Raw genomic sequence first — 20,680 nt, 5'->3', positions numbered from 1 at the left:
AACGGGTGGGAAGTAAAAAAACACCACCCGTTTTTTATTTTCTCTCTTTGTTTTTCATTTTCAGGTAGTTATCAATACTTTGTGCTGCTTTTTTGCCCATTGCCATTGCAAGAATTACTGTTGCAGCACCTGTCACTATATCTCCGCCTGCAAATACCCCTTCAATATTTGTCATGAGATTCTGGTCTACTTTAATAGAACCATTTGGATTTAGCTCAAGCTCTGGTATTGCCTTTTTGACAAGCGGGTTTGGACTCTGACCAATTGCCACAATAAAATTATCCGCTTCAAACACAAAATTTGACCCTTCAATTGGTTTTACTCCACACCTGCCTGATTTATCAGGCTCTGTCAGCTGCATTTTTACAAGCTCCAAAGCTTTAACGTGCCCATTTTCATCACCAATGAATCTAACCGGGCTTACAAGCTCAATTATTTCAATCCCCTCTTCTTTTGCGTGCATAATTTCTTCTTTTCGTGCTGGCATCTCGGCTTCTGTTCTTCTGTAAAGTATATAAACCTCGGCACCAAGCCTTCTTGCAACTCTGGCTGCGTCCATTGCTACATTCCCGCCGCCAATTACACCCACTTTTTTGCCAAGTTTAATGGGTGTATCGTACTCCGGAAATTTGTATGCCTTCATCAGATTTATCCTTGTCAAAAACTCATTTGCCGAGTATATTCCATTCAGAAGCTCTCCTTCAATGTTCAAAAAACTGGGAAGACCTGCTCCTGAGCTTATAAACACTGCTTCAAAATCCTCATCTTTTAAGTCATTTAAATCAAATGTCTTGCCAAAAACCATGTTTATTCTGAATTCCACACCCATTTTCTTTAAATTTTCTATCTCCCACTCAACAACCTCCTTTGGAAGTCTGAACTCGGGGATTCCATAATACAAAACACCGCCAAGTTTATGAAATGCCTCAAAAACAGTAACTTTATACCCCAGCTTTGCAAGACCCGAAGCACATGAAAGTCCGGCAGGTCCCGACCCTATGATTGCCACTTTTCTGTTATTGGGTTCGGGCAGTTCAAACTCAAATTCACAGTTCTGCCTGAACCAGTCGGCAACAAACCTTTCGAGCTTCCCGATTGCAATTGGCTCGCCTTTTATCCCCCTTACACAGTTTTGCTCGCACTGTGTCTCCTGCGGACAAACACGACCGCAGATTGCAGGAAGAAGGTTTGTTTCCAGTATTTTGAAATATCCTTCCTTAAATTTCCTTTCTCTGATAAGAGAAATAAATTCTGGAATTTTGACCTCAACAGGGCAACCTTTTACACACGGTGCGTTTTTACACTGAAGACACCTTTGAGCTTCCAGGATTGCCTCATCTTCAGAATAACCAAGGCATACCTCATCAAAGTTTTTTATTCTCTCATCTGGTGATTGCTCCTGTACAGGCACTCTTTTGAATGCGTCCAATTTTCTAATCCCCCAATCCAATTTTGCATTTGTGTTTTTCAAAAGCCTCTTTTTCAATGTCCTGATAGTAAGAATTTCTTTTGATAAGACTTTCAAAGTCAACATCAAATCCATTGAAAATAGGACCATCAACACATGCAAACTTCACTTCATTCCCAACAAGCACTCTGCAACCACCGCACATCCCGGTGCCATCTACCATGATAGGATTGAGGCTTACAAGTGTTTTGATGTTGTACTGCCTGGTGATGTCAACCACTGCTTTCATCATCAAAATGGGACCCACTGCAAATACCTCATCATACCTTTTTCCACTTTCCAAAAGATCTTTTAAAACATCTGTTACAAATCCTTTTTTGCCATATGACCCATCATTTGTTGAGATGTACAGATTGTCACAGTATTTTTTGAGCTCATCTTCAAAGAATATGTTCTCTTTTGACCTTCCGCCGATGATTATGTCTATTTTTTTACCTTCGCTGTAGAGCATTTTAACCTTTGAAAATATAGCAGGTATTCCAAGCCCGCCTGCAATAAAAAGATAGGATTTGTCATCCGGGTTGTGTTCATATGGCATACCCAGAGGACCAACAAAGTCTTCTATAGAGTCTTTTTCGTTTAGGGTTGCCAGAATGGCTGTTGTTTTTCCCACAACCTGGAATATTATATATACAATCCCCTTTTCTCTGTCAAAATCGGCTATTGTAAGTGGAATCCTCTCGCCTTTTTCTACAACCCTGAGGATTACAAACTGTCCTGGCTTTGCTTTTTTGGCAACCTGTGGAGAAAATATTCCCATCAGCCACACATCTGGTGCCAGGTTTTTCTTAATCACAATTTCGTTCATATAAATCACCTTTTAACAAACAAAATTAAGTTTTTATATATAGTACCAAAAAAGCTTTGAAAATTCAAACATAAAGTTTGACAAAAGTCTGACAATACAGCAACTTCGGGTAAAACAAAGAAAATCTTGCGCATATAATCCTAAGTAGAAAGGTATTTTGGAGGACAGCACTTTGAAGGAGGATATAGAAAAAAGAGCTCTGCTTGCAGCAAAGCTTTTAATCAGGTATAATGCAACTGTAAGAAAAGTGGCTAAGATTCTGGGGGTTTCAAAGTCAACAGTCCACAATGACTTAACCTGGCGACTTTACAAAATAAACAAAGGACTATACAAACAGGTGAGGGCTATACTGGATAAAAATAAGCAGAAAAGGCATATTCGAGGTGGGGAGGCAACAAGGAGAAAATATTTTGCAAAAAAAGAGAAGGCTTCTTTGCAAAACAGTGGTATAATATAGCCTGTAAGGATGAGGGAATCACCTTTTATAAAAAAGGAGAGGAAACGTATGAAGGAAAGCTTTGAAGAACTTGTCAGGATAATGGAAATCCTGCGCAGCAAATGTCCATGGGACAGGCAGCAGACACATGAAAGTCTTAAAAAGTACCTGATTGAAGAGACATATGAGGTTATTGAGGCTATAGATGAAAAGAATGATGCAAAACTCAAGGAAGAGCTTGGTGATCTGCTTTTGCAGGTGGTATTTCATGACAGAATAGCTCAGGAAAGAGGCGTTTTTGATATTTATGAAGTAATTCATGATATATGCCAGAAGATGAAGCAAAGACACACTCATGTATTTGGAGAAGACAGCTTTGAGACGGCTGAGAAAGTTCTGCAAAATTGGGACAGGGTAAAGAGCAAAGAAAAAGAAATAAAAACGGTGGCAGAGGCAATGCAAAGTATCCCAAAACATCTTCCTGCACTTATGCGAAGCTATAAGGTTCAGGAGAAGGCAGCAAGGGTGGGTTTTGACTGGGACAATTACAAAGATGCGTTGAAAAAGGTGTATGAAGAACTTGGCGAGTTTGAAGAGAATCTGTCGAAAAATAGTGGTCAGGAAAAACTTCAGGAGGAGCTGGGGGATATCCTTTTTGCAGTTGTTAATGTTGCAAGGTTTTTTAACATTGACCCTGAAGAAGCACTTTCCAAGACAGTTAAAAAATTTATAACCAGATTTTCCTATATAGAGCAGCAAGCTGAGAAACAGGGTAAAAAATTGAATGAAATGACACTAAAAGATATGGACAAATTTTGGGAAGAAGCAAAAAAAATTTAAAAAAGGCTTGAAAAAAGAAGGATTTTTGATATAAATATAGAATAGAAATATTTAGAACATCACAAAATACGCGAGGAGGTAAGGAATAATGAACAAGACAGATTTGATTTCAGCAATGGCAGAAAAGAGCGGGCTTACCAAAAAGGACGCAGAAAAGGCACTCAATGCGTTTGTAGACGCTGTTACAGAAGCACTCTCCAAGGGGGAAAAGGTTCAACTTGTTGGTTTTGGTTCATTTGAGGTAAGAGAAAGAGCAGAGAGGGTTGGAAGAAATCCACAGACTCAAGAAGAGATTAAGATTCCAGCAACAAAAGTTCCTGTATTCAAGGCAGGCAAGATGTTAAAAGATGCTGTTGCAAAGTAATAATTGTGGAAAAATAGAAGGATATAAATTAAGAAGGGAAATAATTTTCTTGGTGGATTGATAGGCTGCAGCACTGAAAGTTTTTAAAGCTGCAGCCCTAAATTTTTGTTTTAAAAACTGAAGAGAGGGTTTTAAAGATGCGCATAGATAAGTATCTGAAGGTGTCGAGGATAATCAAAAGACGAACGCTTGCCCAGGAAGCATGTGACAGCGGGAGAGTTTTTGTAAATGGGAAAATGGCAAAACCCTCAACAGAGGTAAAAGTTGGAGATATTATTGAAGTGCATTTTGGTGATAGGGTTTTTAAATGCAGAGTTACAAGTGTTGATGAGAAGGTACAGAAAAATCTTGCAAGCAATATGTATGAGATAATAGAGTAAGAGGATTTTTCATATTTCAGCGGTAAAGAGAATATAGTTTATTATGTAACTTGTAAATTTTTAAAGGGTCTTGGGAAGATGATAGCAGAAGATAGAAAGAATACAAAAACAAAGGTTCACAATATTCTTATAGAAAACAGAGAAAGAATTTCAATAAATGGCGTTGACGATGTTGAAAGTTTTGATGAGAACAATGTTATCCTGGTTATTGACGAGGAACTTCTCATCATAAAAGGGTTTAATTTGAAGGTAAACAAAATCAATACTGAAACAGGAGAGGTATTTATAGAAGGGCAGATTTATTCACTTGAGTATGGTGAGCCGCCTAAAAAGGGACTATTCGGGAAACTATTCAAATAAAAGAGGAAAAAAGATGCAGGATGTTTTTAAGCAACTTTCAGATTTTTTCTATTGTTCAATTATTGGGATGGTTGTTGGATTAATATATGACACCTTCTTTTTCAAAAAGATATTAAAAAGGCGGACAAGAGATCTGATATTTTTTATATCTTCTACGTTGTCAACCGTGATAATAATTTTGGGACTGTATCATATCAATTACTATACAATCCGATGGTATACATTTTTAGCAATTTGCAGTGGCTTCTGGTTTTACAAAAGTTCAATTTCCTTTTTGTACATAAGAATTTTAAAAAAGGTGAACAAAATTTTATCTTTTAACAAAAGATGATTTATGATAAAATATAACTACATTTTCTGGGGGTACCCAAGAGGAAGACAGGCCGTGAAAAAATTTTTTAAAGTTGTAAAAAGGCTTTTTGTATTGGCATTTGTAGTATTCTTTTCAATATATGCCATAACGACAATTGTAAAGCAGCAGATGATTTTAAACCAGGTAAAAGCCCAGCAAAAAGAGGTAGTCCAGCAAATTGAAAAAATAAAGAAAGAAAATGAACATCTGAAAAGACTTGCCCAATATATTGACACAAAAGAGTATATTCAGCAGGTTGCACGTGAAAAGCTTGGGCTTGTTGGGAAAAATGAGATTGTATTTATTGATAGAAATAAAAAGAAAAAAGAATAGGAGGCTTCTTTTTGTCAAATAAATAAAACAGTTTTATTGAAGGCAGATCAAAGTGACATAGCCTGTTTTAAAATAAAAACAGGCTTTTAATTTGAGTGAGTATGTCAAAAAAATATCAAATAAGATGGGGAGGATAAAGATTGTTTAAAAAGAAGAACATCTCTCTTGCAGTAATAAGGAGATTACCACGGTATCTACGATATGTGGAGGATTTACTAAATCATGACGTTATGAGAATTTCCTCGTCGGAGCTTAGCCAGAGGATGGGATATACAGCCTCACAGGTAAGACAAGACTTTAACAACTTTGGTGGATTTGGGCAACAGGGATATGGATACAATACTCAGGTTCTATATGAGAATCTTGTAAAGATACTGGGACTTGACAGGCACTTTAAGATGATCATTGCCGGTGTTGGTAATCTTGGACAGGCTCTGGCAAACTACACCAATTTCTATAAAAAGGGTTTCAGGTTGGTAGGGTTATTTGATGTTGACCCTCAAAAGGTTGGAAGAAGTATCAGAAATGTAGAAATTAAGCATATTAATAAAATGAGGGAATTTATAAAGAAAAATGATGTAGATATAGGAGTTCTGTGTGTCCCGGCCGATGTTGCTCAGGAGGTTGCAAATCTTATGATGGAAGGCGGAATAAAAGGTATCTGGAATTTCACTGCCAAAGAGATTGATGTAAAAGATGATGTTGTTGTGGAGAATGTTCATTTGATTGACAGTCTTATGGTACTTTCGTACAGACTCAATGAGAAGTTGATTGAGAAGGAGAATGCGGATCAAAAATAATCTTGTTGAGGTGAAAAGTGAAATGCAGTACACAAGTACGCGAGGAGGACAGAATGTTCATTCAAAAGAAGCCATCTATCTGGGAATAGCAAATGATGGTGGGCTTTTTACACCGGTTAAAATACCAAAGATGGATTTTGAGTATTTAGAAGGTCTAAATTCCTATAAAGACCTTGCAAAGTATATTTTTTCACTTTATCTTACTGACTTTTCTGAAGAAGAGATTACAGATTGTGTAAATAAGGCTTATGCAACTGACAGGTTTGATACAGAGAATGTGGTTGGTTTAAAAAAACTTGACAGCAATCTGTTTGCACTTGAGCTCTGGCATGGTCCAACATATGCCTTTAAAGACATTGCACTGCAACTGCTCCCACATCTTTTAATAAGATCAATGCCGGATAGCTATAAAAGGGCACTTATACTTGTTGCAACCTCAGGTGATACGGGAAAGGCTGCTTTAGAAGGCTTCAGGGATGTTGAGAGGACCAGGATTGTTGTTTTCTATCCATCTGAAGGTGTCTCTGATGTGCAAAAAAGACAGATGACCACTCAGGAAGGCAAAAACACCCATGTTGCAGGTATAATTGGTAACTTTGACGATGCGCAAAGTGGAGTAAAGGAGATTTTCACAAATACCGAATATGTAAAGATAATCAATGAAAAGGGCTACTTTTTTACCTCTGCAAACTCCATTAACTTTGGAAGACTTTTACCTCAAATTGTTTACTATATATGGAGCTATCTTGAGCTTTTGAGAAAAGGGTTTTTGAAAGAAGGAGAAAGGATAAATTTTGTTGTACCAACCGGCAATTTCGGGAATATCCTGGCGGGGTATTTTGCAAAGGTTATGGGAGTGCCTGTAAACAGGCTAATTGTTGCTTCAAATATAAACTCGGTTGTTTCGGATTTTATTAACACAGGTATTTATGATAGAAGAAGAGAGTTTTACAAAACAATCTCGCCTTCTATGGATATTCTGGTTGCAAGCAATTTGGAAAGGCTTCTGTATCTGGTGACAGAGAGTTTTGAAAGGGTAAAAAAATACATGTCTGATTTGAAAGAAAATGGGTATTTTAAGGTTGAAGATGATGTTTTAAAATCAATACAGTCGAATTTCTGGGGAGATTTTTCAACAGATTTTGAAACCAGACAGGCTATAAAGTGGGTTTACAGAGAGTATTCTTATCTTATTGATACGCACTCAGCGGTTGGATTTGATGTATACAGAAAATACAAAGAAAAAACATCTGACATGACAAAGACGGTCCTTTTGCAGACCGCAAACCCTTACAAGTTTGCAAAAGATGTGCTAAACGCGCTGACTGATGATGAATATAATGATATTGACCCGTTTGAAGCAATTGAAATGCTGCTCAAGACTACCGGTGTTGAGGTGCCAAAAGGTATAAGAGATATTCTGTCAAAACCGGTTTTGCACCCTGATGTGATTGAGAAGGACAAAATGTTTGAATTTATATTAGAGAAAATAAAAGATAGTTAAAGATAATTTAAAAAAGATGCATAAAATTATAAAAAATTAGACTAAAAAGGGTTGAAAAACGAAAAATTTGTGCTAAAATAGAAGTTGAAAAAAGTAAATATTTCGTGGATATCTCGGTAGGCGAGGCTCCTACAGGGATATAGGCTGCTGCCGCGAAAGATTGGAGACAATCTGAGCTGGTGAACAGGTTTTGCCGAATCCAAGGCATAACCTAATGCAGCTTTTTATGCCGTGTAGTGCCAAAGCTTGTACGAGGTAAGTTTTTAAAGGGTAAATAGGTGCTTTCACCTCGTTTTAAGCTTTGGGTGAAAGCACTTTTTGTTTCTCAGATAAAAACTTTTCAAAAAAACCTGTGTTCAAAGGAGTTGAGAAAAAAGATGGATTCTGGTCCTGTGAGGGCAGCAGGATTGGGTAAGAGAAAAACTAAAGAGCTGTTTTTCAAATGTGTGGAGGGGTGCTAACTTTTTTATATTTTTAGCCAAAAACAGGAGGATTTTGTCCTTTTATATAAATTGCTTTTGTAAAACCATTTAGCACCCCTCCGCAGGGAGAAAATAATTTTATAAAGGAGGGGTGCTAATATGGCAAATGTAACAAGTTTTTACCTTTCCAGGGTGATAGGTAACAGAGTATATTCTGAAGACAGAAAGGTTCTGGGCAGGCTGCTTGATTTAATTGTCGATGCAAAGAATATAAGACCTAAGGTAATTGCTGCTAAAATCAAAAGTGGAAAAGGCATTCAGATAGTAGATTTTTCGTTTTTTGCAATTTATAAGGAAAAAGGGCAGTATGTGATTGAAACCAGAAGTTTAAAACCAATAGAAGTTCAAAAAGAAGACACAATAATGCTTGTCAAACATATTTTAGACAAGCAAATAGTTGACATAAACGGGAGAAAGGTTGTAAGAGTAAATGATATTCGACTTGCCGTTTTGTCAACAGGAGTTTATGTAATTGCTGTTGATATCGGGCTTGAGGGCTTGCTCAGAAGGCTTGGACTTGCAAAGCCTGTTAAGAAAATCTTAAAACCTCTTGGGAAAAGTATTCCTTCTAAACTTATTCTCTGGGACGATGTTGAGCCGCTTGCCTCACCCCGGCTTGACCTGAAACTTTCAACAACATACTCCAAGCTTTCAACTTTGCATCCTTCTGATCTGGCAGATATTATTGAGGAGCTTGACAAAAAAACCCAGGCATATGTATTTTCAGCTCTGGATGAAGAAAAAGCAGCGGATGTTCTGGAAGAGCTTGATGTTGAGGCACAGCGAAACGTCCTCGAAAACCTTCCAGTTGAAAAGGTTGCAGATGTGCTTGAAAAAATGCCGGCAGATGAGGTTGCAGATATCCTGGATGAGATAAAAGAAGAAAGAGCAGAAGAACTCCTGAATGAGATGGAAAAAGAAGCATCCGAAGAAGTAAAAGAGCTTATGGAATATCCCGAAAATACTGTCGGAAGTATTATGACGACAGATTTTATCTCGTTCAAAACTCATTTTACCGTTGAGCAGACAATACAGGAGCTAAGGAGACTGAAGCCCGAGCCGGATGAGATTTACTATCTTTATGTTGTGGACAATGAAGAAAGACTCTGTGGAGTTGTGTCTTTGCGCGATCTTGTAATTTCAGAACCGCAAACACCTCTTTATGAGATTATGAGCAGGGATGTTGTATATGTGAAAGATATGGACAATGTAAACTCTCTTGTTGAAATTATCTCAAAATACAGTTTATTAGCTGTTCCAGTTGTTGATGACCAAAAGAAACTTATAGGGGTTGTAATAATTAACGATATAGTTTATGAGCTTTTAAAGGTGCGAAAAAAATTAGCATAATTTATTGTTTTTATATGCAAAAAAAAGGGGTGAAAAGATTATGCCACAGACGTCAAAAAAACAGAGGCTAAGGAATATTCTTCTCATTTTAAGTGTAATTGGTCCGGGGCTTGTTACCGCTACAGCTGACAATGACGCATCAGGGATCGCAACATACGCAATGGTAGGTTCTATGTTTGGATATAAGATGCTGTGGGGACTTTTCCTGATAACAATAAGTTTGGCAGTCATACAGGAGATGGCTGCACGGATGGGTGTTGTAACAGGAAAAGGTCTTTCTGACCTTATAAGAGAAAATTTTGGTGTTAAGATGACTTTTTTTGCAATGGTTACCTTATTAATTGCCAATCTTACAACAACAATTGGTGAATTTGCAGGTATTGCGGCAAGCCTTGAAATTTTTGGAGTTTCAAAGTATATTTCTGTTCCGCTCACTGCTATATTTGTGTGGTATATAATCAATAAAGGTTCTTACAAAAAAACAGAAAAGTTTTTCCTTGGATTAATGATAATATATATTAGTTACATTATTTCGGGATTTTTAGCAAAACCTGATTGGAAGGATGTATTAAAAAACACATTTGTGCCTTCATTCAGTTTTAAGACCAGCTTTGTTTTGATTTTTATTGCGATGATAGGGACCACAATCACTCCATGGATGCAGTTTTACTTACAATCTTCTGTTGTTGACAAGGGTGTTGATGTAAAAAAACTCAGATATCAGAGATGGGATGTATTTTTGGGGGCGTTCTGGACAGATTTTATTGCATTTTTTATTGTGGTTGCGACAGCCGCAACTTTGTATAAACATGGGATTGTCATTGAGACAGCAGAGGATGCTGCAAAAGCTTTGGAGCCTTTTGCGGGAAAATATGCATCAGCACTTTTTGCAATCGGGCTTTTTGGGGCATCACTTTTGGGAGCACACATTTTACCGCTTTCAACTGCTTATGCGATAACTGAGGCATTTGGGTTTGAAAATGGACTTAACAAAAAGTTAAAAGAAGCGCCTGTTTTTTATGGTTTGATACTTTTATTTATTGTAATAGGTGCCGGAGTTATATTGCTTCCAAATATTCCACTAATAAAACTTATGATAATTGCTCAGGAGATAAATGGGATATTGCTGCCAATAATTCTGATTTATATGCTTAAACTCACAAATGACAGAGAAATTATGGGAGAATATGTAAATTCAAAAACATTTAATATAATTGCATGGGTTACTGTTGTATTTATAATATTTTTAACTTTGATGCTTTTAGTTCAACCATTTATACAAATTTAAGATATATTTTACTTACCTGTAGTTTTTTAAACGCAAACAAAAATGGCGGAGAGAGTGGGATTCGAACCCACGGTACCGCTTGTGGCGGTACGCGCGATTTCGAGTCGCGTGCCTTCGACCACTCGGCCATCTCTCCGCCTTTTTTTTATTTTGCACTATCGATTATAATCTATATTCTGCTCTTTTTCAAGATAAAGATTTTAATTTTAAATTGACAATTCCACAAAATAGAAGTAATATATTTATTAAGGTGAATATTGTGAACAAAATTGTGCACCACAGCGAATACTAATAGATAGAAGGGTTTTACTGCCCGACAACTATTTGGGGAGGCGCAAAAGTTGGAAAATGCAGGGCTTATAGCCGGGCTGAAAAAAGAAATAACAACAACTGTAACAGATGACATGCTTGCTTCGCATTTTCAAAATGGTTTTCTGGATGTGTTTGCAACGCCTGCAATGATAACGCTGATGGAAAAAGCAGCACTTTTGTGTGCTCAGGAGCATTTAGAAGACGGGTATACAACAGTGGGAAGCAAAGTTGAAATTTCTCACATAGCACCAAGTCCAAAAGGAATGGAAGTGCGGGCTGTTGCTGAACTAATTGATATTCAGGACAGAAAACTCATTTTTAGAGTCGAAGCTTATGACCGGTTTGAAAAAATAGGAGAGGGTATTCACGAGAGGTTTGTAGTGAATGCAGAGAGGTTTTTGCAAAAGACATATCAGAAGGCAAGGTGATACTTTTGAAAACCACATCAAAACCCCAGGAAGTAAAACTAAAGCATATTGTTGAGATAGCACAAAGCATAGGTCTTGATGAAGACGATTTAGAACTTTATGGAAAGTACAAAGCAAAAATAAACCTGGATGTGCTTGAGAAAAAAACCCGGCAATCAGAAGGCAAAGTAATCCTGGTCACATCCATAAATCCAACACCATACGGCGAGGGTAAGACAACAACAGCAATAGGTCTTTCTATGGCAATAAACAGGCTCGGCTTTAAATCAATTGTGACGCTTCGAGAACCTTCCCTGGGACCTTACTTAGGAATTAAAGGTGGTGCAACAGGAGGTGGAGCTTCTCAGGTCCTGCCGGGCACTGATATAAACCTTCACTTTACAGGTGATATTCATGCGGTGACGGCTGCCAACAATTTGCTTTGCGCTGCAGTTGATAATCACATCTATCATGGTAACACACTTAACATCAATCCAAAGGCGATAATGATAAAAAGAGCAATGGATATGAATGACCGGGCTTTGCGAAATATTGTCATTGGGCTGGGGGATGGGCAGAAAGGTGCTGTGCGTGAAGACGGATTTGTTATTTCGGTTGCCTCAGAAGTAATGGCAATACTTTGCCTGTCAAATGACCTGGAAGAGCTAAAAGAAAGGCTTGGAAATATACTGGTTGCATTCTCTTATGACAAAAAGCCTGTATATGCGAAAGACTTAAATGTCCATGGTGCGATGGCGCTTTTGCTAAAAGATGCTATAAAACCTAATCTTGTTCAAACATCAGAAGCAACTGCTGCAATAATTCACGGGGGTCCGTTTGCAAACATTGCACATGGTACAAACAGTATTATTGCTACGAAGATGGCACAAAAGCTTTCAGACTATGTTGTTGTTGAGGCAGGCTTTGGGTCAGACCTGGGCGCAGAAAAGTTTGTCAATATAGTTTCAAGAAAGACGGGTATATATCCATCGGCGGCTGTTGTGGTTGTTACAACAAGAGCACTCAAATACCATGGCTCTTCGGTTGCGAAGACAAACATCACAGATGAAGGTATGGATGCGCTTTTGAAAGGTTTTGAAAACTTATCGAAGCATATAGAAAATTTGAAGATGATGGGGCTTGAGATGGTTGTTGCGCTGAATATGTTTCCGGATGACACTCCTTCAGAAATTTCTATGATAGAGTCTTTTTGTAGAAAGCAGGGAGTTGAATTTGCTGTCTCAAGAGCCTATGATCTGGGTTCAGAAGGGGCTTTGGAGCTTGCAGAAAAGGTAATTGAAATAGCAGACAAAAGGAGAAAAATCAATTTTGTATATCAAGATCAGGACCCGGTCGAGGAGAAGATAAAAAAGGTTGCAAAGACCATTTACGGGGCTTTGGATGTACAGTTTTCAAAGTCAGCACTTTCAACTTTGGAACTCATAAGAAAGCTCAATATTGAACATTTTCCTGTTTGTATGGCAAAAACCCAGTATTCACTGTCAGACCATCCAGAGCTTCTTGGGAGACCAAAAGATTTTATTTTGAATGTTAATGAAATAAGAATTAACAGTGGAGCTGGCTTTATTGTAGCAATCTGTGGCAATATTATGACAATGCCGGGGCTTTCAAAAGACTATGCTGCTCTTCACCTCGATATAGATAAAGATGGAAATGTGCTGTGGGTGTGAGTGTGAAATTTTTTTACAAAATATGTGCACAAAATTGTGATCAAAGGAGGTAGTATTTTGGATGATTGACACAACAAAGTTTTCGCTCGCCGATTTTGTGAAGAGTGCAGACAAAAACATAATGGAACTTGCAAAAGAGTTCTGGGAATACAAAGAGGATTATGTTAGAAGAAGACATTATCAGTACAGACGTGTTTCTATTACTGGTTCTGGTCCGACTATGAAGATAATTGACCATTACACAGGTGAAATTAAAGAGATGATAAACCTTGCCTCAAATGACTATTTGAATCTTACAAAGCATCCGAGGACAATTAAAGCAGGAATAGAAGCTGTTAAAAAGTATGGTACAGGTGCTGGTTCTGTACCTCTTTTGGGTGGGACACTTGATATACACGTTGAGCTTGAGAAAAAGCTTGCAAAGTTCAAAGGTTGTGAGGATGCGCTGATTTACACAAGCGGATATGGTTCAAATCTGGGTACAATTTCTGCAATTTTGCATGAAAATGATGTTGCTATTTTGGACATGTATGTTCACGCAAGTATAATTGACGGGTGCAGAAATACAAATGTTGAGTTTTTCAGACACAACAATATGGATTCTCTTGAAAAGGTGCTCAAAAAGGTAAAGGATAAATACAATACAAAACTTGTAATAGTTGATGGTGTTTATTCAATGGATGGTGACATTGCACCGCTTGACCAGATTGTTGAGATAGCTCATGCCTACGGCGCGTTTGTAATGGTTGATGAGGCGCATGCAACAGGTGTGATTGGCAAAAACGGACGTGGTACACCTGAGCACTGCAATGTTGAAGGAAAGGTTGATATTGTTGCAGGCACGCTTTCAAAGGCACTGGGAGCAGTTGGAGGATTTATTGCAACAAACAAAGAGCTTGTGAACTATCTGCACTTTTACTCAAGAGCATATATGTTTTCAACAGCACCAACTCCACAGGCAACCGCTTCACTGATTGAGGCTTTGAACGTTATTGAAGAAGAGCCACAGCTGAGGCAAAAACTCTGGGATAATATAAGATACTTTAGAGAAAACTTACTCAAGCTTGGATTTAATATTGGCAATCAGCAGACGGCAATATTCCCCATCATAATTGGGGACGATTATAAAGTAAAAGAGATGTGCAGGGAGCTTCATGAGGCGGGCATCTATGTTAACCCTGTATTCTACCCGGCTGTTCCAAGAAGGCTGTCGCGTATTAGAATTTCACTGACAGCAGGACACACAAAAGAGCATCTTGACAGGACACTTGATGTTCTTGAACACTTGGGCAAAAAATACGGTATAATATAAAGAGAAAGGCTTTAGTGTATGAGGCTGCAAAATTTAATCTTGCAGCCTCTTAAAATTTTATTTTAACCGGGTATTGGAAAGGAGAGAAAGGTAATATGAAAGCAGTTGTCTTTGATGCAAGTGTGGGAAAATACGTAAGGACTTTGATCCTGGGCAGGATTTCAAAGAGATTTTTCTATAATAAGCTATCATGTGTAAGGCTTACAAATATACCCGAACCCGAGCTTCCATCTGAAAACTATGTAAAGGTAAAGACAACATATGCAGGGATTTGTGGCTCTGACTTAAACCTTATCTTTTTGCATGACTCACCCTCAACCTCACCGTTTGCTTCGTTTCCGTTTGTAATTGGGCATGAAAACCTTGGTGTAATAGTTGAGAAGGGCAGGAATGTAACAGAGTTTGAAATAGGTGACAGGGTGATTGTGGACCCGGTTTTAGACTGTGATGCGAGAGAGCTTCCAAGATGTGATTCGTGCAAAGAAGAAGAATTTTCAACCTGTTTAAATATCACCGAAGGGAAGCTCAAACCCGGTACTATCATGGGTGCCTGCAGTTCAACAGGCGGTTCGTGGGGTGAGTATTTTGTTGCTCACAAATCACAGGTCATAAAGGTGCCTGATTCTGTCAAAGATGAAGAAGCTATTTTGGTAGACCCTTTGGCATCAGCACTTCACCCTGTTATGAGAAACTTTCCGAAGGATTCTGATAAGGTCCTGGTATACGGGGCGGGGATAATAGGGCTTCTGGTAGTCTGGAGCCTGAGGAAGCTTGGCTGCATGGCAGACATTACAGTTGTTGCAAAATACAAATTTCAGGCAGATTTAGCAGTTGAGTTTGGTGCAAATAGAGTTGTAAATCCATCTGATGATTATCTGGACAAACTTGCAAAAGTGAGCGGGGCTAAAGTGTTCAAACCAATGATTGGAGAAAAAGTCCTGCTCGGTGGGTTTGATAAGGTCTTTGACTGTGTTGGTTCAAGCAGGACAATTAGAGATGGTATGTGGCTTACCAAACAGCGTGGAAGCTATATTATGGTGGGGCTTGCATCGGTTGTAAAGGATTTGGACCTGACACCTGTTTGGTTCAAAGAGCTGAACATCAGAGGGGCTTATTGCTACAGCACAGAATACTTGAACGAGTACAGAATCTCAACATATCAGCTTGCATTAAATCTTATTCAGCAATCTGGCATTCCATATGAGAAGCTAATTACTCACTATTTTAGAATAGAAGATTATCAAAAGGCGATAGAGGTTGCTTCTTCAAAGGGGATAGAAAAGAGCATAAAAGTTGTGTTTAAATTTTTGTGATTTTTGTACAGAAAATAAGGTATTGATAACATCATTGCAGAAATATTAAAATTGAATTAACGTTGAAAAGAAGACTTTGCATTGCCGAGTAAAGAGGTTGTATATATTTACAAAATATGCAATAAAAACAAAAGTAAACAGGGTGTTGGTGAAATAAATGAAAGAGAAATTTGGTAGGATACTTGGTATAGTATTATTTACAGAATTTTTATTATTTTGTGTGCTTGTTATGTATATACAGTTTCAGACTGGTACATACGATTTTGTAGCCTGGGTTTTGATTTGTTTGAGCTTGGCTTTGATAACAGTAGCGGGTTATATTTTTGGAATCATGCCCTACATGAGGCAGGTATGTAGCCGTATTGAAAAGATGCAGGAGATATTGAGAGAAATTGATGAAGGTTTTGAAACTTGCGCAGAAAATGAGGTGGAGTTTGAGAACTGTCTGAAAGCTGTAAAAAATCGATTGGAACTTTTAAAAAGCGAAAAACAAAGAGAAGGTGAAATTTTTGACCAGTACAAAGAGATGATAATCCGGAATGTAAAACTTATCTATGATATAGCCAAGAGCAAAAATGAAAAAGAGATTGAAGGTTTTGCAAAGTCACTTTTGAACATTGTTGAGGCAAGTATATATTCTGGACGCATATTTGTTCCTCTGTGGTATGAGATTATGTGTTTTCAAATGTTTTTGGCAGGATATGCATACCCGGAAGGCAGCGGCTTTGAAATAATAGTAAATGTTCAAGATGAAGATTTAAAACAATCTCTTATTCTCAGAGGCATTTTGACATCACTTGCAAAGCTTTTTGGCGATTGTGCAGAAAGACAGGTTCCTATTAAGAATATTCTTCAGATTTCGGCAATGAACTTATCCGGACATTTAAGTTTACGTCTCTATTACAACAATACCATTGAGAACTTAAATGAGATTGAGAATGTGCTGAACAGTTTAAAGCAGAATCTTTCACTTTACTATCCTGAGGGTACATATGCTGTCAATTATTTGTCAGGGGACAACCACTTTGTAATTGAGATTTCCATTCCAATAATTGAGACTTCGACAAAATAGGTTCAGTATGACTGGCTCAGGTTGTTATTATGTTTGAATAATTTTAAAAAATTTAGTATTATTGATAATAAGCTCAAAAACAAAGTAAGAAGGAATAGGATGAATGTGAAATGGTAACCATAAAGGATATAGCCAAAGAAGCAGGGGTATCACCTTCAACAGTTTCAAGGGTACTTTCAGGCAAGGCAAAGATTTCACCTGAGACAACAAAGAGAGTGATGGATGCCATCAAGCGGCTTGGATACATTCCCAATGCAAGTGCCAAAAGCCTTGTTATGAAAAAGGCATATTCTATTGGGATTTTTATGCCGCGAAGACTTGAACAGACACTTACCAGCACCTTTTTTGACCAGGTTGTATCGGGAATTTGCAGCTATATTAACAATACAGAATATGAGATTGTACTGACCATTGTGCCGCCCGAAAAGGAAAAAGAAAGCTTGGAAAGGCTTATAAAGAGCAAAAAGGTGGATGGGTTTGTTCTTCTTACCTCCCGTATAAATGACTATGCTATCAAATATCTTCGCTCTATCAAGTTTCCTTTCGTTTTGATAGGTTCACCTGATAAAGACAAAGAGTATGTTAACTGGGTTGACAATGACAACAAAAAAGCCGGGTTTGACGCAACAGAGTATTTAATCAAGCTCGGGCACACTCAAATAGGCTTTCTGGGCGGTATGGAAAATCTTGTCTTGACACAGGATAGACTGTCTGGCTACAAAATGGCTTTGAGCAAATATAAGATTCCAGTTGAAAACCAGTATATTCTGTTTACACAGTTTGATGAGCAAAGTTCATATGAGAAGGCAAAGCAGCTGTTGACTTTAAAAAACAGACCAACCGCCGTTGTTTGCATTGACGAGGTTGTTGCATACGCAGCAATAAAAGTCTGCAAAGAGCTTGAACTGAAAGTGGGCTATGATGTGTCCATAATAGGGTTTAATGAGTCAATCTTTTCCAAGCTTTCTTCACCAAGGCTTACCACAGTTGACACCAATGTGTATTATCTTGGTTATTATGCGGCTGAGATGCTTATGAAAGAGTTGGAAGAGCCATATAAAACTTATAAAAGACTTATAGTACAGCACTCAATTATAGAAGGGGAGACATGCAGGGCTATTTGAAATGTTATGCATAAACAAATACAGGAGGGGTTTTCCTATGCAAAAGCATGTCGAAATAAAGAATAAAATTGGTCAGATTCTGCGAGGATATCTGCATGTACCGGATGAATATGATTCAAAAGTGCCTGCAGTTGCTATTTTCCATGGTTTTACAGGGAATAAAATGGAGCCGCATTTTATATTTGTAAAACTATCTCGATTACTTGAGAGCCAGGGTATTGCAAGTGTCAGGTTTGACTTTGCAGGCTCCGGTGAATCAGACGGGGAATTTTATGATATGACGGTAACCCGTGAGATTGACGATGCAAGATGCATACTTGAGTATCTGTTTTCACTTGACTTTGTTGACAGGCAAAAGATTTCGATTGTGGGTTTATCTCTTGGGGGAGCAATTGCTTCGTATATTGCCGGTGAATTTAGAGAAAAGCTTAATAAGGTTGTGCTTTGGGCTCCTGCCGGGAATATGAGAGATATTGCAAAAAATGTGGTAGAAAATAACCCTCAAATAAAGGAAAAAGGATATATTGATTTAGGAGGGCTTCTTTTATCCGAGGATTTTTATTATGATTTGCAAAAGTACGACTTTTTTGAGTCAATAAAGAAGTATCCAAATAAAGTATTAATTTTGCATGGTACAAACGATACAGCAGTTCCGATTGAAGTTGGGCGAAAGTACAAAGAGATTTTGGGTAACAAGGCAATACTTGTTGAGATAGAAGGTGCAGACCACACCTTTAACAAATATGAGTGGGAAAGAATTGTGCTGGACAAAACGGTTGAGTTTTTAAAGGAATAAAAAAAGGCTGGGGATGTAGTTTTCTGGTATTTTAAAAAAGCATTTCCCCGGCCTTTTTTCACACTGAGTTTTTTAAACGAATATAATAGAATAAAACTACTTCTAAAGAGAATATATTAGGTTATGAGCAAGCATTTGTTACAGAATAAAAACAAAAAACAAATAGGTCTTGTTCTTCTGTTACTTGGCACCGGTATTTTGATTTCAATCATAATACCACCATGGCTTCTGGCATTTGTAGTCGCACTTGGTTTAATTGGCTGTGGAATCTATATCTTTTTTAAAGATGGGAGATGAAATAAAATGAAAATAATGGTATTCAGGATGCCGAGGTTTTTAAGCAGGTTAATTAAGAAACTATTTAAAATCAATGAAGAATGAAAAAAGAAAAAGTTCAAGATAAACACTTTATCTTGAACTTTTTTATTTTATACGCGGACAACCTTACCCGCTTTAATGCAGCTTGTGCATACATAAATTCTCTTTCTTGTTCCATTTATAATTACCCTAATCTTTTTTACATTCGGTTTCCATGTTCTTCTTGACTTTTTATTTGAGTGGCTAACTTTGTTTCCAAATGATACTTTCTTGTTGCAGATTTCGCACATAGCCATTTTTGTTTCCCTCCTTAAAAAGTGATAAAAGCAAGTACAAAGACACAACCTATTTTAACATAAAAAAAAGAAAAAAGGCAAGTTACTTTATTCTTTATACAAAATTGCTTCATTGTCTATATAGAGCTCACAATTAATATATTCGTTTGGAATTTCTATGTCTTTTACAAGTTCTATTCTGTACATACTGGAGGTATACCAGTTGAGTCTTGGCTGAACATTTACAAAATCAAGATTGCTTTCCAAAGAAGGAAGCAAATAATTCCAATTGACATAATGATTGAAGTTTTCAATGATATCTGTGATAACTGCGTTGAATTTATTTAAAAGAAGTTTCTGGAATTCGTGCCATTTTGAAAGTGATGCTTCTATGTTTGTAAGTCCAAAATATCCTGCACCGCCTGCACCTTTTAAGCTTGACATTGTTCTTGTAAAACACACATCCAGGGCTTCAATTGTTTCTGGCGGGTCAATTGTAAATGTATCAAAGCTCTTTACAAACTCATCGGGGAGCTTATTTCTAAAATCATATTCAATTGCCTTTAGATTCAGGTTGTATTCTTTTGCAGCCTGGTTTATGAAATCCACAAGCCTTTTGTCAATTTCCAATACTACTACTTCTGCTGGAAGTTCTGTCAAAGCTGCTGCAATTGATACCAAATCGTCATCGCCAAAAACAATAAGTCTCTTTTTGACAAGGTCACCTTTTTTAATCATCATAGCAATTCTTGAAAAGGCTGTTTCTTCAGTAACGTACCCCTGGTCATATTCCACTATTGCCTCAGGTCTTGTTTTTACTATCTGTTTGAACTTTTCATAAGCATCTTTTATTTCGGTAAATACAATCCCACGGCCTTCACAGTACTGGCATGTATAGTTTTTTACAGCAGGAATGTTATTCTGCTTTACAAATTCTTTTCCTTTTTGTGTAAGCTGCAGATTGCCGTTTTCATCTGATTTTACAAAATCTATTGAAATAAGATAGTTAATTGTTTCCCTCACAACGGCAAATGGCTTTTGTGAAAGAAATATTACTTCCCAGAAGTGATTTGTCGAGTTCAATGCTGCTATTACCTTTTCAATATCTCTTTCGTTTACATTGACTTTTGTTCTGGACTTTACAAATTCAACTGCGCTCTTTAAGCTATCCACTTCTACCACCTCCTTGAAAGATTTGGTGCAGTTTTTTAATAGTTTGTTGACAACAATATATAATGATATCATAATAAAAAAAGGTGTCAATAACAACACTACAAATTGTAATTTAAAAGGGT

Annotated in this window: 23 protein-coding genes, 1 tRNA gene and 1 riboswitch; of the genes, 19 read left to right on the top strand and 5 right to left on the bottom strand. The window is 37.4% G+C overall.

The features are described from left to right. Positions 1-34: 34 nt before the first annotated feature. Both gltA and OTK00_RS10100 read right to left on the bottom strand, forming a co-directional pair. Positions 35-1,429, bottom strand: a complete 1,395-nt coding sequence (gltA, locus tag OTK00_RS10105) for an NADPH-dependent glutamate synthase (protein WP_045170099.1) — start codon at positions 1,427-1,429, stop codon at positions 35-37. A 4-nt stretch (positions 1,430-1,433) separates the two neighbouring features. Further along, complete coding sequence (locus OTK00_RS10100) at positions 1,434-2,276, bottom strand: sulfide/dihydroorotate dehydrogenase-like FAD/NAD-binding protein (RefSeq protein ID WP_045168937.1); 843 nt, start codon at positions 2,274-2,276, stop codon at positions 1,434-1,436. 172 nt (positions 2,277-2,448) lie between these two features. Between OTK00_RS10100 and OTK00_RS10095 the strand changes: the two genes are divergently transcribed. The 11 genes from OTK00_RS10095 to OTK00_RS10045 all read left to right on the top strand — a co-directional run bounded on the left by OTK00_RS10095 (position 2,449) and on the right by OTK00_RS10045 (position 10,765). Continuing rightward, positions 2,449-2,733: a sporulation transcriptional regulator SpoIIID gene (locus OTK00_RS10095; RefSeq protein ID WP_045168938.1), complete on the top strand. Its 285-nt coding sequence runs from the start codon at positions 2,449-2,451 to the stop codon at positions 2,731-2,733. A gap of 48 nt (positions 2,734-2,781) precedes the next feature. Continuing rightward, a complete protein-coding gene (gene mazG / locus OTK00_RS10090; protein ID WP_045168939.1) occupies positions 2,782-3,552 on the top strand; it encodes a nucleoside triphosphate pyrophosphohydrolase in 771 nt (256 codons plus the stop codon). Between the two features lie 88 nt (positions 3,553-3,640). Beyond that, positions 3,641-3,916: an HU family DNA-binding protein gene (locus OTK00_RS10085; RefSeq protein ID WP_011916753.1), complete on the top strand. Its 276-nt coding sequence runs from the start codon at positions 3,641-3,643 to the stop codon at positions 3,914-3,916. A 137-nt stretch (positions 3,917-4,053) separates the two neighbouring features. Beyond that, on the top strand, positions 4,054-4,296 hold the full coding sequence (locus OTK00_RS10080; protein ID WP_045168940.1) for an RNA-binding S4 domain-containing protein: 243 nt from the start codon (positions 4,054-4,056) through the stop codon (positions 4,294-4,296). 78 nt (positions 4,297-4,374) lie between these two features. Continuing rightward, positions 4,375-4,656, top strand: a complete 282-nt coding sequence (locus OTK00_RS10075) for a YabP/YqfC family sporulation protein (protein ID WP_045168941.1) — start codon at positions 4,375-4,377, stop codon at positions 4,654-4,656. Between the two features lie 13 nt (positions 4,657-4,669). Next, the gene (gene yabQ, locus OTK00_RS10070; RefSeq protein ID WP_045168942.1) at positions 4,670-4,987 is read left to right on the top strand and encodes a spore cortex biosynthesis protein YabQ; all 318 of its coding nucleotides are present in this window, start codon (positions 4,670-4,672) and stop codon (positions 4,985-4,987) included. A 54-nt stretch (positions 4,988-5,041) separates the two neighbouring features. Continuing rightward, complete coding sequence (locus OTK00_RS10065; RefSeq protein WP_045170100.1) at positions 5,042-5,341, top strand: FtsB family cell division protein; 300 nt, start codon at positions 5,042-5,044, stop codon at positions 5,339-5,341. Positions 5,342-5,481: 140 nt separating this feature from the next. Then, on the top strand, positions 5,482-6,141 hold the full coding sequence (locus OTK00_RS10060; RefSeq protein WP_045168943.1) for a redox-sensing transcriptional repressor Rex: 660 nt from the start codon (positions 5,482-5,484) through the stop codon (positions 6,139-6,141). Between the two features lie 22 nt (positions 6,142-6,163). After that, positions 6,164-7,645 carry a threonine synthase gene (gene thrC, locus OTK00_RS10055; protein ID WP_045170101.1) on the top strand — a complete coding sequence of 494 codons (1,482 nt, stop codon included), beginning with the start codon at positions 6,164-6,166 and terminating at the stop codon, positions 7,643-7,645. Between the two features lie 105 nt (positions 7,646-7,750). Next, positions 7,751-7,907, top strand: a riboswitch (M-box (ykoK) riboswitch). A gap of 319 nt (positions 7,908-8,226) precedes the next feature. Beyond that, the gene (locus OTK00_RS10050; RefSeq protein ID WP_045168945.1) at positions 8,227-9,477 is read left to right on the top strand and encodes a magnesium transporter; all 1,251 of its coding nucleotides are present in this window, start codon (positions 8,227-8,229) and stop codon (positions 9,475-9,477) included. Positions 9,478-9,517: 40 nt separating this feature from the next. Next, positions 9,518-10,765 carry an Nramp family divalent metal transporter gene (locus tag OTK00_RS10045; protein WP_045168946.1) on the top strand — a complete coding sequence of 416 codons (1,248 nt, stop codon included), beginning with the start codon at positions 9,518-9,520 and terminating at the stop codon, positions 10,763-10,765. A 43-nt stretch (positions 10,766-10,808) separates the two neighbouring features. Here the strand turns inward: OTK00_RS10045 and OTK00_RS10040 are convergent. Then, positions 10,809-10,901, bottom strand: a tRNA-Ser gene (locus OTK00_RS10040). 268 nt (positions 10,902-11,169) lie between these two features. On the opposite strand from OTK00_RS10040, the gene OTK00_RS10035 reads away from it, so the two are divergent. The 8 genes from OTK00_RS10035 to OTK00_RS10000 all read left to right on the top strand — a co-directional run bounded on the left by OTK00_RS10035 (position 11,170) and on the right by OTK00_RS10000 (position 19,089). Further along, complete coding sequence (locus OTK00_RS10035; RefSeq protein ID WP_082054653.1) at positions 11,170-11,505, top strand: thioesterase family protein; 336 nt, start codon at positions 11,170-11,172, stop codon at positions 11,503-11,505. A 5-nt stretch (positions 11,506-11,510) separates the two neighbouring features. After that, a complete protein-coding gene (locus OTK00_RS10030) occupies positions 11,511-13,175 on the top strand; it encodes a formate--tetrahydrofolate ligase (RefSeq protein ID WP_045170102.1) in 1,665 nt (554 codons plus the stop codon). Positions 13,176-13,236: 61 nt separating this feature from the next. Beyond that, the gene (locus OTK00_RS10025) at positions 13,237-14,487 is read left to right on the top strand and encodes an aminotransferase class I/II-fold pyridoxal phosphate-dependent enzyme (RefSeq protein ID WP_045168948.1); all 1,251 of its coding nucleotides are present in this window, start codon (positions 13,237-13,239) and stop codon (positions 14,485-14,487) included. Positions 14,488-14,582: 95 nt separating this feature from the next. Then, on the top strand, positions 14,583-15,800 hold the full coding sequence (locus OTK00_RS10020; RefSeq protein ID WP_045168949.1) for a zinc-dependent alcohol dehydrogenase: 1,218 nt from the start codon (positions 14,583-14,585) through the stop codon (positions 15,798-15,800). Positions 15,801-15,957: 157 nt separating this feature from the next. After that, a complete protein-coding gene (locus OTK00_RS10015) occupies positions 15,958-16,872 on the top strand; it encodes a hypothetical protein (protein WP_045168950.1) in 915 nt (304 codons plus the stop codon). A gap of 110 nt (positions 16,873-16,982) precedes the next feature. Continuing rightward, on the top strand, positions 16,983-17,996 hold the full coding sequence (locus OTK00_RS10010) for a LacI family DNA-binding transcriptional regulator (protein WP_045168951.1): 1,014 nt from the start codon (positions 16,983-16,985) through the stop codon (positions 17,994-17,996). Between the two features lie 37 nt (positions 17,997-18,033). Continuing rightward, on the top strand, positions 18,034-18,792 hold the full coding sequence (locus OTK00_RS10005; RefSeq protein ID WP_045168952.1) for an alpha/beta hydrolase: 759 nt from the start codon (positions 18,034-18,036) through the stop codon (positions 18,790-18,792). A gap of 123 nt (positions 18,793-18,915) precedes the next feature. Beyond that, positions 18,916-19,089, top strand: coding sequence for a hypothetical protein (locus tag OTK00_RS10000; RefSeq protein ID WP_157841008.1), 174 nt, complete (start codon positions 18,916-18,918; stop codon positions 19,087-19,089). Between the two features lie 131 nt (positions 19,090-19,220). Here the strand turns inward: OTK00_RS10000 and rpmB are convergent, their stop codons facing one another. Continuing rightward, positions 19,221-19,406 (bottom strand): 50S ribosomal protein L28, encoded by a 186-nt coding sequence (gene rpmB / locus OTK00_RS09995; RefSeq protein WP_045168953.1) that lies wholly within the window; start codon positions 19,404-19,406, stop codon positions 19,221-19,223. Between the two features lie 87 nt (positions 19,407-19,493). Next, on the bottom strand, positions 19,494-20,558 hold the full coding sequence (locus tag OTK00_RS09990) for a bis-aminopropyl spermidine synthase family protein (RefSeq protein ID WP_045168954.1): 1,065 nt from the start codon (positions 20,556-20,558) through the stop codon (positions 19,494-19,496). Between the last annotated feature and the right edge of the window lie 122 nt (positions 20,559-20,680).

Origin of the sequence: Caldicellulosiruptor morganii, from assembly GCF_026810225.1 — a bacterium.
Classification (GTDB): domain Bacteria; phylum Bacillota; class Thermoanaerobacteria; order Caldicellulosiruptorales; family Caldicellulosiruptoraceae; genus Caldicellulosiruptor; species Caldicellulosiruptor morganii.
Note: the sequence above shows the minus strand (reverse complement) of the source record. Positions and strands in the feature narration are given on the sequence as shown.